Origin of the sequence: Dactylosporangium sp. NPDC051485 (genome assembly GCF_040682015.1) — a bacterium.
GTDB lineage: Bacteria > Actinomycetota > Actinomycetes > Mycobacteriales > Micromonosporaceae > Dactylosporangium.
The window spans coordinates 75,165-92,292 of record NZ_JBFAZW010000029.1 but is presented as its reverse complement, the minus strand read 5'-3'; the positions used below and the strand labels follow the sequence as shown (position 1 = coordinate 92,292).

Genomic DNA, 17,128 nt, shown 5'->3' with positions numbered 1-17,128 from the left:
ACCGGCGTGCCCCCCCCCCACCACAACACCGCCGCCGGCCCGCCCCCCGGGGGCCCCCCCCAAACACCCCGGGCGCGCCCCGGCCCCCCGGGCCCCCCCCCCAGCCCCCTGGGTTGGTGATTATCTGCCGGGAAGTTCGATCGCCGAACGCTCTGACCGGCCTCGCCGTCGTCGCGGGTCAGTTGCCGCCGATGCCGGTGTCCATGACCTTCGCGGACGCCTGCACCTGGGCGCGCTTGGTCTCCTTGCCGCCGGTCGTGGTGATCGTGTACGTGTGGGTCTCGACGCTGCCGACCGGGCCGCCGCAGGAGAACGTGAACGTCTCGGTGCCGGTGGCCGGGTAGTTGCCGTAGCTGCCGGGCAGGTCCGGGTTGTCCACCGACAGGCCCACGCCGGTCGCGCCCGTGACCTTCCACTTGATGATCACCGGTACCGCCTCGGCGCGGTACACGGCCGTGCCTTCGGGGCATTTGGGCTGCTGCACGATCTTGAACTCGACGATCTTGGTCTTGCCGCTCGGCTTGCTGTTCTTGGTCGGGCTCGGCTTCAACGACGAGGTGGCACCGGCCGGCACCATCGACGGCGAGTCGGACGGTGTTTCGGCCGTGTCGGAGGAACAGCCGGTGGTGCCCAGCGCGGTGAGCGCGATCGCGGCGGTGGCCACCGAGAGGCGGACGGTCCTGCGGTTCATGGTGTGCCTCCCGGCTGCAGGCGTTGGGTGATGCCTCTGACGTTATGGGCATCCCGACCCGGGCTGATCCTGGATTCGTGCCACACCCGGCAACCTCCGACGACCCGGACGCCGCGCGGTCCACGCGCAGCGTGGAGGGGATCTCCGTCCTTTACGACGGAGAGGATGTCAAACGAGCCCGGCGTCGTGCACGAGCATGGCCACCTGGGTGCGGTTGTCCAGGTCGAGCTTGGTCATGATGTGGGTCAGGTGGGCCTTCACCGTCGCGACGCTCATGCCCAGCTCGGCGGCGATCTCCGCATTGGTCCGGCCCTGGGCCACGCCGACGGCCACGTCGCGCTCGCGCGGGCTCACCGCGGCCAGCTGGGCGCGGGCCCGCTCGTAGGCGGCGGCGTCGGCGGCGACCCGGGCCATCAGGCGGCGGGTCACGGCCGGGGACAGGATCGGGTCGCCCGCGGCCACCCGCCGGATCGCCTCGACCAGCCGCTGCGGGGGCGTGTCCTTGAGCAGGAAGCCGCTCGCCCCGGCGCGCAGCGCCCGCACCACGTGCTCGTCGGTGTCGAACGTGGTCAGCACGACCACCTCGGGCGGCTGCGGGCGGGCGCGGGCGCGGCGGGTGGCCGCGATGCCGTCGACCCGGGGCATGCGCAGGTCCATGAGCACCACGTCGGCCGCGTGGCGGTCGAGGGCGGCGGGGACCTCGTCGCCGTCGGCGACCACGGCGGACACCTCGATGCCCGGGGCGCCGTCGAGCATCATCGTGAGGGCCGCCCGTACCAATGGATCGTCGTCCACGACCAGGACGCGCACTAGGTCCGGCACGGCAGCTCCGCCCGCAGCCGGAACTCGCCCGTCGCGGTCACCGCGTGCGCGAGGGTGCCGCCGGCAAGGCCAACCCGCTCGGTCAGGCCGACCAGCCCGACGCCCGAACCGGACAGGTCCGGCACGCGCTCGGCGACCGGGTTGCGCACGTCGATGACCAGCCGCCCGTCACCGGTGCCCAGCGAGACAGTGACCGGCTGGCCGGCGGCGTGCTTGCGCGCGTTGGTGAGCGCCTCCTGCACGACCCGGTAGGCGGTGCGCCCGACCACCGGCGGCACGTCGGGCGCGTCGGCGGCGTCGTGGAAGTGCACCGTCTGGCCGGCCGCGACCGCCTCCTGCACCAGCCGGGGCACGTCGGGCAGGGAGTGCACGACGCCGACCTCCTCGTGGCGCAGCACGGCGATCACCTCGCGCAGCTCGTCGAGGGCCTGGTGGACGCCGACGCGGATGACCCCGGCGGCCTCGGCGAGGCGCTCGGGCGGTGCGTCGGGCCGGTACTGCAGCGCGCCCGCGTACATCGCCAGCAGCGACAGCCGGTGCGCGAGCACGTCGTGCATCTCGCGCGCGATCAGGGTCCGCTCGGCCAGGCGCGCCTCATCGACCCGCCGCCCCTGCTCGGCCTCGGCCCGCCAGGCCCGCTCGCGCAGCGACAGCAGCAGCTCGTGACGGGCCCGCGCCCACACGCCCCAGCCGAACAGCGCCGCATAGGCGGCCGCCATCAGCAGCAGCCACCAGCCGTAGCCGAGGCCGGGGTACGAGCGCCACCACCCCTGCACCGCGTGCCCGGCGATGCCGACGGCCAGCACCGCCAGCGCGCCGCGCAGCGGGCGCCTCCGGGCCGCGTTGAAGGTCGCGAAGGTGGCCGCCGGGGTCGCCGCCGGCGAGAGCGCCGCCAGCACGCCGAGCGCGAGGCCCACCCCGACCGGCCGGTAGGCCGCCGCGACCGCCCCGGCGATGCCGAGCGCGGCGGCCGCGACGTCGAGTGGACCGTGCGAGCCGAGGAGGCTCCCCGCGCTCAGCGCGCCGATCGCGACCCCCGTCAGGACGACCGCCCCCCGCGACGGCCCGCACGTACCCACGGATCGAGGGTAGGTGGTGACCGCGCGGGCCGGCCACCGACCAAAGTCGTATGCGCCCGCGCGGGCCGGTCGATGCGGGCCGCCCCGGCCCGCGCCCACACTCAGCGGCATGACATCACCACTGCAGCGGGCCGGGGTCGTCGCGGCCGCCGTCGCCGCCGCCGAGGCCGTGTTCCTGCTCGTGCACCACGCCGCGGGCGTGGACCTCACCGTCCCGGGCCAGGGGTCCGTCGGCGCCGTCGCGGTGGGCGCGATCGCCGCGCTCGCCGGGCTCGCGGCCTGGGGGCTGCTCGCGATCCTGGAGCGCGCGACCCGCCGCGGAAGGACCATCTGGGTCATCACTGCCGCAGCGGTACTGCTGGTGTCGCTGCTCGGCCCCCTCGGCGCGGCGACGGCGGGCGCGGTCGCCGGCCTGCTCGCCCTGCACCTGACCGTCGGCGCCGTGCTGCTCGCCGGGCTGCCCCGATGAGCGAGCACACGATCGTCCGCGAGCACGGGCGCTGGACCTACGGCACCGCCACCCTGCGCGCCCGCGGCACGATGCGCCGCGCCCTGCTGCACACCGACGCCGGCGACTTCGAGCTCGCCCCGGCCGACCGTCGCCGCCTCGGCGTGGTGGCCCGGACCGGCGACCGGCCCGTCGTCGCCCTGCAGATGAGCGGCGCCCGCGTCCCGGGTCCCGGACCGCAGGCGCGATGGAGCATGGGCCGGCACACCGCGACGCTGACCCGCGGCACCGACCGCATCGAGGTGCGGTGCGGCTGGCGCGGCACGCGGCTGCGGGTCGAGGTCACCGGCGACTGGGCCGAGCCGGAGCTGGTCGTGCTGACCGCCTGCTTCGCCGTGCTGAGCCGGCGCCGCCAGCGCATGCTCACCGCCATGGCCATCGCCGCCGCCACCTCGCCGGGCGGCTGACCTGCCCGCCATCCGAGGCGCGGCCGCCGTCATCCAGGCCGCCGAGCATCCGGGCGGCCTGGGGACCTGCCGGGTCCGCAACGGCCGCGCAGCATCCGGGTGACCGTGCAGCCGGTCGGCCTCTGATGTCTGCTGATGTGTTCCGCTGAGTGGTCATCGTCGCGGGGCGTCCGGGGAATCAGCTCCGGCGGCGGTAACCGGACACGCGACCTATCGCGGCTGCGTGGCGACGGACGCGCTCACTTCGATGCCCTCCTTGAGGGTCGCGGCGACCAGGCAGCCCCGCTCCGCCACCTGGACGAGGTGGGCGAGGTCCTCGGGCGGGCACGAGTCGCAGGTCACCTCGATGCGGATCGCGCCGAACCGGCGGGGGTTCGGCACGAACACGCCGGTGACCCGGCAGGTGGCGCCCTCGACCGGCACGGACCGGGCCTGGGCGGCGGCGTAGAACGTGCTCATGAAGCAGCCGCCGACCGAGGCAAGTAGCGTCTCGCCGCCCATCGGGCCCGCGTCCGACCCGCCGTGCGAGGACGGGCGGTCCATCACGATGCTGTGATCGCGGATACTCGCGACCGACGCCGTCTGCCCCTTTTGCGCCAGAGATACCGTCATTTCATCCATGCAGGCCATCCTTCCCCGAGTGGTCGTCGCGATGCGTGCGCACTGATGAAGTTGAGCAGGAGCATGCCTGGCCGTCAATATAAACGAATCCGTAGTATTGGTCCTCGTGTCGTTCTGGAAAGGCGTAGTTGGACGATGCAGAGCAATTGATGCACCGTGCCCGCGTGACAATGCCGGAGGCAGGTATGCGTAGTCCCCGAGTCCTCATCGTCGGTGCCGGACTGGCCGGCACGGCAACGGCGATCCGGCTCCTGCGGTTCGCTCGCAGACCTGTGGAGATCGTCCTGCTGGAGCGGCGGCACGACTACCGGTACGCGGGCGTTGCCTACCACCGCGACGGCAACCACTGGGACCACGTGTTCAACATCCAGGCCGGCCGCATGTCGGCGTTCCGCGAGGACGTCAACGACTTCGTCCGCTGGGCCAACCACGAGGCCGACCGCGGGGGCTGGCCCCCGCCCTGGACGGACTTCACGTTCGTCGAGCACGGCCCGGCCCCGCGCCGGATCTACCACGACTACCTGACCGACCGCATCGCGGAGGCGCGCCTGGAGGCGTACTCCGGCGTGGTCCTGGTCGAGGCCGAGGGCGAGGCGGTGGACCTCGACGTGCGGGCCGACCATGTCGAGGCGTCGATCCGGCAGCCGTCCGGCGACACCGCCACGCTGACGGCCGACCACGTCATCCTCGCGACCGGGATGGAGCTCAAGCAACCGGCGTTCGCCACCGACGTGCTCGAGCACGAAGCGTTCATCCGGCACCCGTATTCGACCGACGGTGTGCGGAGGCTGCTCGACGTGCCCGGCGACGCGTGCGTCGTGATCGTCGGCACGGTGCTGAGCGCATACGACTCCGTGGCGCTGCTGCTGCGCCGGGGGCATACCGGCACCATCCACCTTGTCTCCAGGTCGGGCACCACACCCCGGACGTATCCGGACGACCACCAGCACGGTGTGGTCCGGCTCGCCGCGCCCGCACCGCTGCTGGAGCCGTACCGGGACCGGACCGAGTTCCTGGCGCGTGTGGAGGCCGCCTGGGAGGCCGCGTGCGCCGCCGTCGCCCGCGAGCATCCGGACATGGATCGGCGGATCGTCACGGAGCGGGTGGCCAAGGCGTGGGAGCCGTATCTGCCGGCGGTCATCGAACAGATCCCGACCGGCGACCTGCGGCAGCTGCTCGACGAGTACGGCACGCAGATCGCCTCGCTGCGGGTCGGCGCGGTGCCCTACACGACGACGATCGTCGAGCACGCCATGTCCTCCGACCACGGCTCGCTCGAACTGGTCGCCGGGAAGGTCGAGCGGGTCAGGCCGGGCGCGTCCGGGCGGCTCGACGTCGTCGTCGCCACCCGGGCGGAGACCCGCGTCATCACGGCGGATCTGGTGGTGTGCAACTTCGGCCGACAGTCCGACTACACCAACGTCGACTCTCCACTGTGGACGAACCTGCTGGTCAACGGGCTCGTCACGCCGCACCGGCGCACCGGGCGCGGCATCGAGATCAACGACCGGGGCACGCCGCTGCGCCCCGGCGGCGAGCCGATCGAGACGCTGTCGGCCATCGGGGTGATGCGCGAAGGCGACGAGATCGTGCGCAACGGCCGTACCGGAGCGTTCGCGTTCAACCTCGCCGCGATCAAGAACCACTCCATCGTGGTCGCCGCGCACGTGATCGAGCGGCTCGAACGGCAGGGCGCCGACGCGGAACACCCGCCCGCGCTGCCGGCCGACGAGACCGCCCGCGCCGCGTTCGAGCAGGCCGTCTCGATGGAGGTCAAACGGCTCGCCGCGCGGTCCCGGGCCGTGCGGGAGCGCCTCGACGCGCAGCTGGCGACGCACCTGCGCGCCGACGGGCGCTTCGCCGCGGTCCCGGCCGGCGCGCGCGGCCGGCCGATGCGCGCGGCGGTCAACCAGGCCGCGATCCAGCGGCTCACGGACGTCTCGGTGACACCGCGCCAGCTGCGCCGGCAGCTGGGCATCACGCACGAGGAAGATGCGGAGAGTCCGTGACCGAACAACACATCCGTGGCGTCCTGCTCACCCACGGCACCGACACGGTGGTGGGGGGTCCCTGCAACCGCACCGGACGGCCGGTGGAGGGTTCGATCCTCGTCACCCCGTCGCTCAACCCGGGGCTGTACGACGCACTCATGACCGCCCGCGCGGTCGTCTGCAGCTCCGGCGGGCGGACCGGGCACATGCAGTCCATCTGCCGGGCCAAGGGCATCGCCGTCCTGCGGGTCGAGCCGGCCGACCTGGACCGGCTCGCCGGTCACGTGACGCTCGACCTGGAGCGCGGGTCGGTGATCGTCGGCGCGACCGGCGACACCGGGCCCGCGGGGACGCACAGCACCGCGGCGCCTCCGGACCTGCTCGGCTCGGCCTGCGCGGTGGTCACCGACCTCGGGGACATCCGCCACCTCAACGCCGGCGGCCCACACGCGGCCCACGTCGAATCGTTCTTCCTGCGCGAGGAGTTCGTGTGCTTCTCCTCGGCGCTCAGCCCCATTGACGCCCTTCGCGGCGGGGCCGCCGTCAACGCCTACGGACGGGCGATCGCCCAGCGGTTGCACGAGTGCGTCGAGGCGCTCCTGCCGGGACAGCGGCTAATCCTGCGCATGCTCGACCTGCGCTCCAACGACGCGGTCCACATCACTGGTGAGGCGACGGTCCCGAGCGAACCCAACCCCGACATGGGTCTGCACGGCACCCGCTGGCTGCTGCGCTCGCCCGCCTATCCGCAGGCGCTGCACGTCATGCTGGACACGCTGCGCGACCGGCTCGGTGCCGAGGCCGAGCGGGTGCACCTGTCGGCGCCGTTCCTGACCGACGCGGAGGAGTTCGCGAAGCTCCGGCCGCACCTCGGGCTGTCGACGGAGACGCCGCTGTCCGCGTTCATCGAGACGCCGGCGGCGGTGCACGCCACGTCGGCGATCTGCGCCGCCGGTGCCGACGAACTGTTCGTCGGCACCAAGGACCTGGTGCAGTTCTACCTCGCCGCCGACCGCAGCAACCATCTGGTCGCCGAGTCCTACCGGACCCGGCACCCGGCCGTCCTGGACGGGCTGCGCCGGGTCATCGAGGACGCCCGCGCCGCCGGCACCCCGGCCCGGGTGTTCGCGCTCGGCGCCGACCTGGAGCACTACCGCGCGCGGCTGCCGGCCCCGACCGGCTACATGATGTGCGTGTCCGAGCTCATCGCCCGTGGCCGGCGCAACTGAGCACGTTGAAAGAACCATTGTCGCGCCGGTGATGGGACTGTGGTGGGCGTGACAGCTGCCGTGCCCCAGGACTCGTGGCACGTGGTCAGGACGGCGTTGCGCGGCGCGGACGAACGGTTCCGGGCGATGCTGGTGGCCGCTCCCGACGCCGGGGCGCCGGCCACGGCGCAGTGGTCCATCGCGGAGTCCGCCGCGCACGTGCTCAGCATCGCGCAGCTGTATGTCTTCCTGCTCGAGGAGGGCGCCGAGCCGCTGCCGGTGCCGGGCATCGAGGGCATCCTGTCGACCACCAACGTGGACACCGTCGCCGACGTCAACGACTACGTGCTGCGGTATTTCACCGAGCGCGACGCGGCCGTCCTCGCCGAGCGGCTCGGCACCGCGGTCGGCCGGATCCTGGCGGCCACCGAGCACACCGACCCGCGGACACCGGTCCGCTGGCTCGGCGACTCGCTGGTGCCGGTCGCCGGCGTGCTCGCCCACCTCGTCAACGAGCTGCTGGTGCACGGCTGGGACATCGCCCGCGCGCTGCGGGTGCCCTGGCCGATGCCGGATGAGCACGCCGCCCTGTATTGGGAGCTGTTCTTTCTGGGCATGCTGCGGCTCGAGTACGGCGCGCTGCTCAACATGTCGCTCAAGATGCCCCGCCGGCCGACGGCGGTGCAGTTCCGGTCCGCGTTCACGACGACCGAGACGATCGTCCTGGGCGACGGCCGGGTCTGGATCGCGCCGCCGGGGCATCCGCACGACGTGCGGGTGTGGTTCCGGCCGGCCCGGTTCAATCTGCTGCTCTTCGGCCGGATCGGCACAGCGCACGCCGCCGTCCGGCGCGACGTCGTGGTCGGCGGGCCGCGCCCCTGGCGGCTGCCGGGCTTCCTGCGGGTCGTGCACATGCCCAACGGGCGGCTGGCGCCGCCACGCACGGGCTCATGATCGGGTCGTCGCGGTCAGGCGGCCAGGTCCTGGCGGTGCGCCGCCCGGAGAGCGCCTCTGCGGACCTCCAGCAGCGCGAGCAGCACCGGCGGGTCGATGCCGCGCATCGGCCGCAGCTGCAGGGCGACGTCGCCGAGGTTCGTAGTGCCGCTGACGGTGAGCGGGCCGACGGAGCCGATGGTGACGCGATGCTCGTGCAGGTGTGCGACGTCGACGCCGTCGATCGGCACCGCGATGGAGTGGGCGAGGACGAACCAGCTGCCGGTCGGCACGCGGTCGAGCCGGAAGGGTCCGGGGCCGTCCAGGACGGTGCAGCGGGCCGGCCGGCCCTCTGGGATGGGCCCGGGGAACAGGCCGATGTAGATGGGCCCGCCGCGGTCGGCGGGCCGTTGCAGCGCCCGGCCGCTCAGCACGCCCCCTGACGGCAGCGCGGGCAGCTGATGGATCTCGGACGCCTGCCCGTGCAACTGGCGATACGCGGTCGGGGTGAGCCCGACACTGCGGGTGAACCGCGAGCTGAAGGTGCCGACGCTGGTGTAGCCGACGCTGAGGCTGATGTCGGTGATCTTCAGGGAGGTGGTCAGCAGCAGGCGCTTGGCCTCCTCGAGCCGGATGGCCGACAGGAACCGGCCGGGCGACATGCCGGTGACGCGCTGGAAGACCCTGGTGAAGTGGAACTTGCTGAACGACACCACCCGGGCAAGGTCGGAAATGGTGAGTGGCTCGCCGATGTTTTCGTGCATGAAATCGACGACGCGCTGTATTCTAGCTTCGCTTCTGCCGGGCATTCTTCTCCCCCTGAAATGTGCAGGTTTGTTGCGCGCCGTAATGGCAATCGGCCTGGTCGCGTGAATCGATCGCAGGCCAACTTCCTCGTAATCGAGGATCATCGATCATGATGCTAGCGGGTTCACCGGCGGCGGGCAACGCACGATGCGCAGCGTAGCGGACCGCTTTAGCGGTTTGCGCCGGAAGGTGACCCGGCGTCACGAACTGCATTGACAGATATCGTCAGATCGGTGTTACCGGCTGGTTCGATGTAGCGTCGCGGCGCTGGTCCGCGTGAATTGGTTTGATCCGGCGTGTTCTGATCGGATTTCACGCACTGTTGTCCGTGTGGCGGCGGCCGGGAGACGTAGGCGGTCCGTGATGTGAGATGAGTAACGGGGTGTGTTTTTCACGTAGGACCGCAGCGTCGGTGGTGGATGGACCGATCAGTCACATATCTGACAGTTCGAAGGCTTGACCTGCACGGTGCGGCGCTGATTCGCACCCGAACGAGTCGGTGAGCCCGCTGCGCGCGTGCTCCGGGCGGGTGTGCCGGCGACCTGTCGTGCGCACTAGCCGCCGTGTCGGAAGCGGCAACCGCCAGCCCGTCACAGGTGTCACAACGCGCAGGTATCAGCAGCGTGTCCGGTGTCGGAAGAATCCGTGTCACCAGCGATGGAAAGGCTCGCCCGGCGTTGCATTTCCGGGACTCATCTCCGGGTGAATACCGTGCAGGAGGTTGCGCCTCGAGTGCAGATGAAATGCAGGTGAAGGTGCGGCGACGGCATTATTCAAGTGCCGGCGGCGGTGCGCACGGTCGGAGGTGATGTGCACCGGCCGTGCTGGCGCAATGGACTGAGGGCTTTGCCGTCACCTGGATCTCTCCGGTGGCGGTAAGGCCACCGCAGCGGCGCCGCCGCGCACCATCCCCGGCCCCGCCGTCGCAGGGCCGGCCCGGCTGCTGCCGGTGCCGCAACCTGGAAGGGGCCACCCGACCGGCGCGCGCCGAGAATGAAATCCAGCCCGGCGGCGTCGCCGCCGTCGCTCCGAGCACGGACGAGGGAGAGCTCGATGCCACCCCACGACGCGGACCCGGTGACCATGGAGGTGCCGCAGCTCAGCCTGTTCGTCAAGCACGCGTCGGCGGAGGAGCTCGACGGCCTCGTGCACGGCGAGCGCGGCCCCGAGCTGCTGGAGCGGCTCGCGGTCGGCATGCCGGGCGTGTTCCGCCCCGATCGCGCCGCCGGCACCGAGGCGGTGGTCCACTGGGCGCTGCGGGACCTGGGTCCGGATGGGGCCGTCTACGAGGTCGTGATCACGCACGGCACCTGCGCGGTGTCGCCGGTGCCGGCCCGCCGTCCCACGCTGACGCTGAGCATCGGCGCCGTGGACTACCTGAAGATGGTCACCGGCAACGCCAATCCGGTGCTGATGTTCATGCGCGGCCGGATCCGGGCGAAGGGCGACCGCATGCTCGCCACCAAGTTCCCCGGGCTGTTCGACATCCCGAAGGCCTGACCCAGACTGGAAAGGACCACGTGCATGCCAGAGCCAACCGTGTATGCCTCGCTCGCCGCCGACGGCGAGGGCGTCGACGCCCTCGTGGCCGGTCTCTCGCCGGACGGGTGGAGCACGCCGACGCCCGCGGTGGGATGGACCGTCGCGCACCAGATCGCGCATCTGGCGGCGACGTTCCGGCTGGCCGGACTCGCCGCGAGCCGGCCCGAGGACTTCAAGACGCTGATGGCCGGGCTGACCACCAACTTCAACTCCAACGTCGATCACGCCCTCGCCGAGTACCTGGCCGAGCCGCCCGAGGTGCTGCTGCGCCGCTGGCGGCACGAGCGGGCATGGGCCCAGTCGGCGCTGACCGCGGTGGCGCCCGATCAGCCGGTGCCGTGGCTGGTGCGCCCCATCCCGGCCGGCGTGCTGGCCGCGGCGGGCATGATGGAGCTCTTCGCGCACGGCCAGGACGTCGCCGACGCGCTCGGCGCGCGCCGCACCCACACCGACCGGCTCGAGCACCTCGTCGCGTTCGCCGTGCGCACGTGGGACTTCGGTTACCAGGGGCGCGGGCTGACGCCGCCGGACGCCGAGTTCCGGTTCGAGATCACGCTGCCGTCGGGCCGGCTCTGGCAGTACGGGCCGCAGGACGGTCAGCGCATCACCGGTCCGGCCGTCGACTTCTGCCTGCTGGTGTCCCGCCGCCGGCACCGCGACGACCTGGCGGTGAAGGCCGAGGGTGCGGACGCCGACGCCTGGCTGGATCTCGCACAGGCCTACCGCGGGCCCGCGGGCACCGGCCGGCAGCCGGGGCAGTTCGCCGCCCTGCAGGGCTGAAGGTGTCGCTGCCGGGTCCGCGCCGCGGACCCGGCAGCGCGACGAGCCGGGCCCCGATGACGCCTTACGCGGAGCGGGGTCCGGTGTGGTCCGCGACCAGTCCGAAGCGGCTCGACACGTAATGTTCCTGGGCCATGCGGCGCAGCGCGGCCATGGCGGCGGCCAACAGGACGCTGCGGACGACGGCGGCGGCCCGGTCGGCGCCGACCCCGTCGGCGGGCAGCAGGTCGAGCTCCTTGACGGCCTGGGTCTCCGCGGCGGCGGCGTAGTCGTTGAAGAACTCCATCCGGCAATCGCAGCCCAGCCGGCGCAGGGTGGCGATGACGGCGGTGAGCCGCTCACGCGCGGGTGCCTGCTTCCCGACCTGCCAGCCGAGGTCGTCCAGCAGCGTGTCGACGTCCGAGCGCGCGCCGGGCAGGTGTTCGGTGCTGCTGCCCGGGGCCGGTTCCGGCACGGGGTGGGCCTGGTCGACGAGCTCGTAGAGCTGCGGCAGCGGCTGCTGGTGATCCTCGATGGCCGCGAGCAGCTGCCGGACGGTGGTCAGTTCGAGCTGGCCGATCTGCGTGAGCGCCTTGATCAGCTCCAGCCGCCGCAGGTGGACCTCGCCGTAGGCGGCCTGGTTGCGGCCGGTCGCGGTGCCCGGCGGGAGTAACCGTTCGCGCAGGTAGAACTTGATCGTTGGAATGGACACGCCTGCCTGTCTGCTGAGGTCAGAGATGCGCATTGGCTACCCTCGAAGTAGGCATCGATAACTGGGCCGTCGGCGCAGCGTGGCCGCGGACATCGCTGTGACAGCTGTGGCGGCCGCCCCCGTGATCGCCGCCAAGAGTTCAGCGAGTTGCTCGCACGGAAACCACCATCCCCCTTCGTTCGTCTCCATGCGGGCCACCGCCTCGGGCCGGGCAGCATGCAGCGCCGCGCGCACGAGGTGCCGTGGCTGATGCCGTCCGGGGCCAGGCCGGCTGCCCCCTTCAGAACCAGTGTGTGCCGCTTCTACCGGGTTGTCTCCTTCTACGTTGCGGCGCTTGACGGCCCGTGTCGCGGCATTTGACGGCCTATGTCGTGGTGCTCGAGGACCATGCCGCGACCCGCCGGGCGGCGGCGAGGGCCGCCCAGGCGGTGAGTTCGACCAGGGGCCGGTCCTCCGGCTGCTCCTGCCGGAACCGCTCGATGACACCCGGGCCGACCTGGTAGGCGGCGATCGCGGTCAGCAGCGCGAGCCGTCCCGCCGGCCGGTCGCGCGGGTCGAGCCGGGCGACGTCGGCGTCGGTCCAGGCGCTGCTCAGGCCGGGAGGCGTGCCGTCCCAGGCGGCGAGCCGGTCCAGGACCAGCGTGCGGACGGCCGGCGGCACCGAGCGCTTGCCGGCCTCCTCGACGGCGCGGCCGGCCCGCGCGAACGCGTCCGCGAGCCGCGGCGTGGAGGCGGCGAACACGGCGGCGACGCGCCCGTCGCCGGGTGCGGCCGGCAGAAGCTCCAGCGCCGCTCCCGGCCGCACATGCCGGCGGGTGATCGGTGCCATGACGCGGCCGAACACCTGTTGCAGCCCGCCGCGCAGCGCGGCCGGCACCCGCGGCGGGATCGGCGACTCGTCCAGGAAGACGCTCACCATCCGGTTCAGGTAGTGGAAGACCGCGGCCACGGCGACGAGCTCGTCGCCGTAGCCCGCGGTGCCCGGCGGCCGCGACCGGACGGCCCCGCCGCTGGTGGCGGCGGCCGCGGCCCAGGCGGCCGCCGCGCGCAACTCGGGGTCCCGCGCCGACGCGCCCCGGCCGGCGCCGATGTCGACCGGGTCCCGGCCGCGGACCAGCCCGCGCAGCGCGGTGCCGTGCACGTCGACGCAGTACGGACAGCGGTTCGCGGCGGAGACGGCCGTGGCGACCGTCTCCTTCACCGCGCGGGACGCGACGCCGGAGCTCAGCAGCGACTCGCGCAGGATCATCCAGGCGGCCGCCATCACCTCCGGCGCGGGGGAGTGCAGGCTGATCGGTGGGGCCAGCATGCCGAAGTCGTCCTCGGTCTGCCGGTACACCGCAGCCGTCAGGCCGGTCGCCGCGGCCGGGTGCACCGGCGTCACGTGCCGCACCTGCGCGAGGGTGCCGCGCCTGGTCGCCCGGCTCAGAAACCCGCCCACGACCCGGCCGTCACCCGGCCGGCGTCGCCGCGCGGGCGAGCCGTGCCATCGCGTCGCGGGCCATGGCGTCGCGGGCCGCCGCGTCCCGGGCGGAGGTCGACCCGTCGGGGGCCGGCGCGCCGTAGCGGACCTGGACCCCACGCCGGCGGGCCTCCGCCACGATGGCGGGGACGGCCCGCTCGGCGAGCGCGGCGATGGTCAGCGCGGGGTTCACGGTCAGCGCCCCCGGCACCGCCGAACCGTCGGTGACGAAGATGCCTGGGTGCCGGCGCAGCTCGTGCCGGTCGTCGAGGGCGGAGGTACTCGGGTCGTCGCCGATGCGGCACGACGCGAGCGGGTGCACGGTGTACGCGCCGACGACCTCGTTGGTCCACGGCATCACCCGGGACAGCCCGTCGCGTTCCAGGATGTCGCGGACGTCGGCGTCGGCGAGCGCCCAGCCGTGCCGGGTGTTGGCGGTCGGCACGTAACTGATCGAGCTGCGGCCGAGCATCTGCTGGGAGATCCGCACGGCGTTGCCCGAGGGCGGCGGCGGTCCGAAGACGCCCTCGTTGTCGTCCTCGGACATGATGAAGATCGTCATCCAGGACTGCCAGGTGCGCAGCAGCTCCTTCTTCTGTGCGCCGAACCAGCTCGGGCCGGTCGCGTCCGGCACCTGCGCCAGGATCGTGCCGAGGCCGGGCGGGAAGTACAGCTGCTCCAGGGAGTACCGGTCGAACTCCGGCAGGCTGCCGTCGAGGCGGTCCCAGCTGGCCACGACCGGACCCTTACCGATCTGGTAGGCGGCGTACGCGGCGTCGCCCCGGTCGAGCCCGAGTAGCTCGCGGGCCCGGTCCTCGTCGATGACGGCGGTGTTGAGCCGCTCGCCGTTACCGGAGAAGTACCGCCCGACGGCGTGCGGCATCGGGCCCAGGTCGGCCTCGGAACGCTGCAGGATCACCGGGGTGGCGCCGGCGCCGGCCGCGAGCACGACGACCTTCGCGTCGATCTGCCCGTCCGCCACCTCGACGCGGTAGTCGACGTCGTCGATGACCGAGTAGTGCACCCGGTAGCCGCCGTCGGCCGTGCGGGTCAGCTTCTGCACCTCGTGCAGCGGCCGGATCTGCGCGCCGTGCGCGACGGCGGCCGGCAGGTAGTTGAGGGTCAGCGACCGCTTGGCGTCGTACCGGCAGCCCGACATCATCCAGTTGCAGTTGGTGCACAGGTCGCGGTCGATGGCCGCCGGGACCGGGTTCGCCGTGCGGCCCGCGTGCGAGCAGGCGGCCGCGAACAGCCCGCCGGCGAAGGTGACGTCGTTCCAGTTCTGCTGGGTGACCGGCAGCGCTTCGGACACCCGGTCGTACCACGGCTCCAGGACGTCGCGGCTGAGCACGGACGGCCACATGCGCCGGCCGGTGCCGCCGGTACGCTCGAACACGAAGCGCGGCGCGCGGGGCATCGCGGCGAAGTAGACGACGCTGCCGCCGCCGACGCAGTTGCCGCCGAGCACGCTCATGCCGTCGCCGAGGACGAAGTCGAAGATGCGGGTCGAGGACGAGCCGAACTTGAAGTCGTGCTCGTACTCGTCGGCGGACAGCCACGGCCCGCGCTCCAGGACGACCACCTTGGCGCCGCCGGCAGCCAGGTGGTAGGCGGCGATCGCACCGCCGAAACCACTGCCGACGACGAGGACATCGGTCTGTTCCACGTGGGTCATGCGGGACTCCCGGTCGGGGTCGTGTCGGGGTGGAGGTCGGCCAGCGGCCGGCCGTAGGAGAACGCGTCGAAGCGCCACAGCCCGGTCGCGTCCGGCCGCTGGAAGCCCAGCAGCCGCAGGCCCGGATGACCGTCGGCGATCGCGTCGACGGTGTGCATGTGGGGCGCGGCGTCGAAGGCCATGTAGCTGAACATGACCAGGCCGACCCACACCTCCTTCTCCGGGTGCCCGGCCGCGGTGAGCCGCTGCAGCAGCCCGGCCCGTTCGGCGTACTGCAGGCCGACGAAGGCGGGCACCGCGTCGTCGAGGACCACACCCAGCTCGGCGGCGTACTGCGCGGCGTGCTCGTTGAGGTCGTCGACGAGACCGTCGAGCAGCCCGGCGATCCCTCCCGCCGGGTCTTGGAGCACCTCGAGGGCGCCGGCCGCGACGGCGCCGTCACCGGTGGCCGCGCCGGCGACGGCCCGGTCACCGTCCCATCGGCGTTCACCGGGCAGGACGGTGTCGGCGAAGGCCTCGAGCGTCATGGTCCACCATTCGGGCGGACGGAGGTTGTCTGGCGTCACGGCGATACCGCCTATGGATTCGACGGGACAATGGGCATTGCAAACGCCGCTTCATCCTCCGAAGCACCGCGAATCGCGGGCACCTCCCTGCTTGCGGCGTCGGTTCCGAGGCGGGCGTGTCGCTGCGTGCTGTGTTCGTTGACCGTCGCGGCGGGCCGGGCGTGTACTGGCAGCACCGATCGGGAGGTTTGATGATCGCGGGACGCATCGCCGCTTCGGTGGCGCAACGACAGGTCAAGTACGTCACCCCGGTGTCGCCCGCCGCAGCGCGCGGGCTGGTCGCCGACGTGTACGCGCAGGTGGTGGAGGACTTCCGCATCGTGGTGCCACCGGCCATGCTGCACTCGCCGGCACCACGGGTGCTCGCCGGCTACTGGATGCTGCTGCGCGAGACGATGGTCGCCTCCGGTGCTGTCGACCGGCACGCCAAGGAGCTCGTCGCGAGCGCGGTGTCGGTCGCCAACATCTGCCCCTACTGCGTCGACATGCACACCGCCGCGCTGTATGGGCTGGACGGTGAGGGTGACGCCGACGCCATCGCGCTGGACCGAACCGCCGATGTGCAGGATCCGCGGACCCGGGCGCTGGTCGAGTGGGGGCGGGCGGCGCACCTGCCGGACGACCCGGCGCACGCGCCGGCGCCGTTTCCCGAGGCGCACCGCGCCGAACTGGTCGGCGTGGCGGTGAGCATGCACTACCTCACCCGCATGGTCAACGTGTTCCTGCCGGGCTTCCTGTTGCCGCCGCGGCTGAATGCGACCGCCCGCAGGCGCTTCAAGCGCGGGGTCGGGCGAGTGCTGGCCCCGACGCTGCACGGCGCCCGGCCGGCCGGACTCGCGCTGCCGATGTTGCCGCCGGCGGACCCGCCCGCGTCCGCGGCGTGGGCCTTCGCCGACGCCGGGATCGCGGCGGCGGTGGCCCGCTCCTACGCCGCTTTCACCGAGGCCGGTGAGCGGGTGGTGCCGGTGTCGGTGCGCGAGTTGCTTTCGCGCGAGGTGTTGCGCTGGCGGGGTGCGGAGACCGGGATCAGCCGCGACTGGTGCGAGGATCTGCTGCTGGAGCTGCCGGAGCCGGACCGGTCCGCCGGTCGGCTCGCGCTGCTCACCGCGTTCGCTTCCTACCAGGTCGATGCGGAGGCGGTCGGGGAGTACCGCCGTGTGGTCCCGGCCGACGATGCGCTCATCGAGCTGGTGGCCTGGTCCGCCTTCACTGCCGCTCGCCGGGTTGGTGAGCTGCACCTGCCGGCCGGCTCCCGGGTGGGCTGAGGGCACCGCACGGCAGAGGACGCGGTCCTGGTGCGCTCAAGGGGACGATGGTTCGTGCATCAGCCGTCGATCCGCTGGAG

17 protein-coding genes are annotated in these 17,128 nt (G+C 72.7%); 8 read left to right on the top strand and 9 right to left on the bottom strand.

Features of this window, described 5'->3' with window-relative positions:
• Positions 1-178 precede the first annotated feature (178 nt).
• From AB0M46_RS18965 to AB0M46_RS18955, 3 genes are all read right to left on the bottom strand, one after another.
• Positions 179-691, bottom strand: coding sequence for a hypothetical protein (locus AB0M46_RS18965; RefSeq protein ID WP_363337578.1), 513 nt, complete (start codon positions 689-691; stop codon positions 179-181).
• Positions 692-859: 168 nt separating this feature from the next.
• Positions 860-1,513: a response regulator transcription factor gene (locus AB0M46_RS18960; protein ID WP_363337576.1), complete on the bottom strand. Its 654-nt coding sequence runs from the start codon at positions 1,511-1,513 to the stop codon at positions 860-862.
• Positions 1,501-2,592 (bottom strand): histidine kinase, encoded by a 1,092-nt coding sequence (locus AB0M46_RS18955; RefSeq protein ID WP_363337574.1) that lies wholly within the window; start codon positions 2,590-2,592, stop codon positions 1,501-1,503. Before AB0M46_RS18955 ends, AB0M46_RS18960 begins: the two co-directional genes overlap by 13 nt.
• Positions 2,593-2,701: 109 nt before the next feature.
• Here AB0M46_RS18955 and AB0M46_RS18950 point away from each other — a divergent pair, with 109 nt between their 5' ends.
• On the top strand, positions 2,702-3,061 hold the full coding sequence (locus tag AB0M46_RS18950) for a DUF6069 family protein (RefSeq protein WP_363337572.1): 360 nt from the start codon (positions 2,702-2,704) through the stop codon (positions 3,059-3,061).
• A complete protein-coding gene (locus tag AB0M46_RS18945; protein ID WP_363337570.1) occupies positions 3,058-3,507 on the top strand; it encodes a hypothetical protein in 450 nt (149 codons plus the stop codon). The genes AB0M46_RS18950 and AB0M46_RS18945 overlap by 4 nt, the downstream gene beginning before the upstream one ends.
• 210 nt (positions 3,508-3,717) lie before the next feature.
• Here AB0M46_RS18945 and AB0M46_RS18940 read toward each other — a convergent pair whose 3' ends face one another.
• Positions 3,718-4,128: an OsmC family protein gene (locus AB0M46_RS18940; protein ID WP_363337568.1), complete on the bottom strand. Its 411-nt coding sequence runs from the start codon at positions 4,126-4,128 to the stop codon at positions 3,718-3,720.
• Between the two features lie 185 nt (positions 4,129-4,313).
• Here AB0M46_RS18940 and AB0M46_RS18935 point away from each other — a divergent pair, with 185 nt between their 5' ends.
• Genes AB0M46_RS18935 through AB0M46_RS18925 form a run of 3 tightly spaced genes read left to right on the top strand, consistent with a single transcriptional unit; the run spans position 4,314 to position 8,281 of the window.
• On the top strand, positions 4,314-6,137 hold the full coding sequence (locus AB0M46_RS18935; RefSeq protein WP_363337567.1) for an FAD/NAD(P)-binding protein: 1,824 nt from the start codon (positions 4,314-4,316) through the stop codon (positions 6,135-6,137).
• The gene (locus AB0M46_RS18930) at positions 6,134-7,348 is read left to right on the top strand and encodes a putative PEP-binding protein (protein WP_363337566.1); all 1,215 of its coding nucleotides are present in this window, start codon (positions 6,134-6,136) and stop codon (positions 7,346-7,348) included. Before AB0M46_RS18935 ends, AB0M46_RS18930 begins: the two co-directional genes overlap by 4 nt.
• Positions 7,349-7,396: 48 nt before the next feature.
• The gene (locus tag AB0M46_RS18925; protein WP_363337565.1) at positions 7,397-8,281 is read left to right on the top strand and encodes a maleylpyruvate isomerase N-terminal domain-containing protein; all 885 of its coding nucleotides are present in this window, start codon (positions 7,397-7,399) and stop codon (positions 8,279-8,281) included.
• 14 nt (positions 8,282-8,295) lie between these two features.
• Here AB0M46_RS18925 and AB0M46_RS18920 read toward each other — a convergent pair whose 3' ends face one another.
• The gene (locus AB0M46_RS18920) at positions 8,296-9,171 is read right to left on the bottom strand and encodes an AraC family transcriptional regulator (RefSeq protein ID WP_363337563.1); all 876 of its coding nucleotides are present in this window, start codon (positions 9,169-9,171) and stop codon (positions 8,296-8,298) included.
• Between the two features lie 949 nt (positions 9,172-10,120).
• Between AB0M46_RS18920 and AB0M46_RS18915 the strand changes: the two genes are divergently transcribed.
• Together AB0M46_RS18915 and AB0M46_RS18910 are read left to right on the top strand one after the other, a co-directional pair.
• On the top strand, positions 10,121-10,567 hold the full coding sequence (locus tag AB0M46_RS18915; protein ID WP_363337561.1) for an SCP2 sterol-binding domain-containing protein: 447 nt from the start codon (positions 10,121-10,123) through the stop codon (positions 10,565-10,567).
• Positions 10,568-10,591: 24 nt separating this feature from the next.
• The gene (locus AB0M46_RS18910) at positions 10,592-11,389 is read left to right on the top strand and encodes a TIGR03084 family metal-binding protein (protein WP_363337559.1); all 798 of its coding nucleotides are present in this window, start codon (positions 10,592-10,594) and stop codon (positions 11,387-11,389) included.
• A gap of 64 nt (positions 11,390-11,453) precedes the next feature.
• On the opposite strand, the gene AB0M46_RS18905 is transcribed toward AB0M46_RS18910, so the two are convergent.
• The 4 genes from AB0M46_RS18905 to AB0M46_RS18890 all read right to left on the bottom strand — a co-directional run bounded on the left by AB0M46_RS18905 (position 11,454) and on the right by AB0M46_RS18890 (position 15,744).
• Entirely contained in the window at positions 11,454-12,113 is a 660-nt protein-coding gene (locus AB0M46_RS18905) for a MerR family transcriptional regulator (RefSeq protein ID WP_363337557.1), read from the bottom strand.
• A gap of 331 nt (positions 12,114-12,444) precedes the next feature.
• Positions 12,445-13,521, bottom strand: a complete 1,077-nt coding sequence (locus tag AB0M46_RS18900; protein WP_363337555.1) for a carboxymuconolactone decarboxylase family protein — start codon at positions 13,519-13,521, stop codon at positions 12,445-12,447.
• A gap of 10 nt (positions 13,522-13,531) precedes the next feature.
• Positions 13,532-15,217, bottom strand: coding sequence for a GMC family oxidoreductase (locus AB0M46_RS18895; protein ID WP_363337553.1), 1,686 nt, complete (start codon positions 15,215-15,217; stop codon positions 13,532-13,534).
• Complete coding sequence (locus AB0M46_RS18890) at positions 15,214-15,744, bottom strand: DUF5987 family protein (RefSeq protein ID WP_363337551.1); 531 nt, start codon at positions 15,742-15,744, stop codon at positions 15,214-15,216. Before AB0M46_RS18890 ends, AB0M46_RS18895 begins: the two co-directional genes overlap by 4 nt.
• 230 nt (positions 15,745-15,974) lie before the next feature.
• Here AB0M46_RS18890 and AB0M46_RS18885 point away from each other — a divergent pair, with 230 nt between their 5' ends.
• On the top strand, positions 15,975-17,048 hold the full coding sequence (locus tag AB0M46_RS18885; protein WP_363337549.1) for a carboxymuconolactone decarboxylase family protein: 1,074 nt from the start codon (positions 15,975-15,977) through the stop codon (positions 17,046-17,048).
• The last annotated feature ends 80 nt before the right edge of the window (positions 17,049-17,128 follow it).

Bases quoted from the DNA above. Each gene is read 5' to 3' on its own strand.
- AB0M46_RS18965 (WP_363337578.1), bottom strand. From the start codon at position 691: ATGAACCGCAGGACCGTCCGCCTCTCGGTGGCCACCGCCGCGATCGCG.
- AB0M46_RS18950 (WP_363337572.1), top strand. From the start codon at position 2,702: ATGACATCACCACTGCAGCGGGCCGGGGTCGTCGCGGCCGCCGTCGCC.
- AB0M46_RS18945 (WP_363337570.1), top strand. From the start codon at position 3,058: ATGAGCGAGCACACGATCGTCCGCGAGCACGGGCGCTGGACCTACGGC.
- AB0M46_RS18940 (WP_363337568.1), bottom strand. From the start codon at position 4,128: ATGGATGAAATGACGGTATCTCTGGCGCAAAAGGGGCAGACGGCGTCG.
- AB0M46_RS18935 (WP_363337567.1), top strand. From the start codon at position 4,314: ATGCGTAGTCCCCGAGTCCTCATCGTCGGTGCCGGACTGGCCGGCACG.
- AB0M46_RS18920 (WP_363337563.1), bottom strand. From the start codon at position 9,171: ATGATCCTCGATTACGAGGAAGTTGGCCTGCGATCGATTCACGCGACC.
- AB0M46_RS18915 (WP_363337561.1), top strand. From the start codon at position 10,121: ATGCCACCCCACGACGCGGACCCGGTGACCATGGAGGTGCCGCAGCTC.
- AB0M46_RS18910 (WP_363337559.1), top strand. From the start codon at position 10,592: ATGCCAGAGCCAACCGTGTATGCCTCGCTCGCCGCCGACGGCGAGGGC.
- AB0M46_RS18905 (WP_363337557.1), bottom strand. From the start codon at position 12,113: ATGCGCATCTCTGACCTCAGCAGACAGGCAGGCGTGTCCATTCCAACG.
- AB0M46_RS18895 (WP_363337553.1), bottom strand. From the start codon at position 15,217: ATGACCCACGTGGAACAGACCGATGTCCTCGTCGTCGGCAGTGGTTTC.
- AB0M46_RS18890 (WP_363337551.1), bottom strand. From the start codon at position 15,744: ATGACGCTCGAGGCCTTCGCCGACACCGTCCTGCCCGGTGAACGCCGA.
- AB0M46_RS18885 (WP_363337549.1), top strand. From the start codon at position 15,975: ATGATCGCGGGACGCATCGCCGCTTCGGTGGCGCAACGACAGGTCAAG.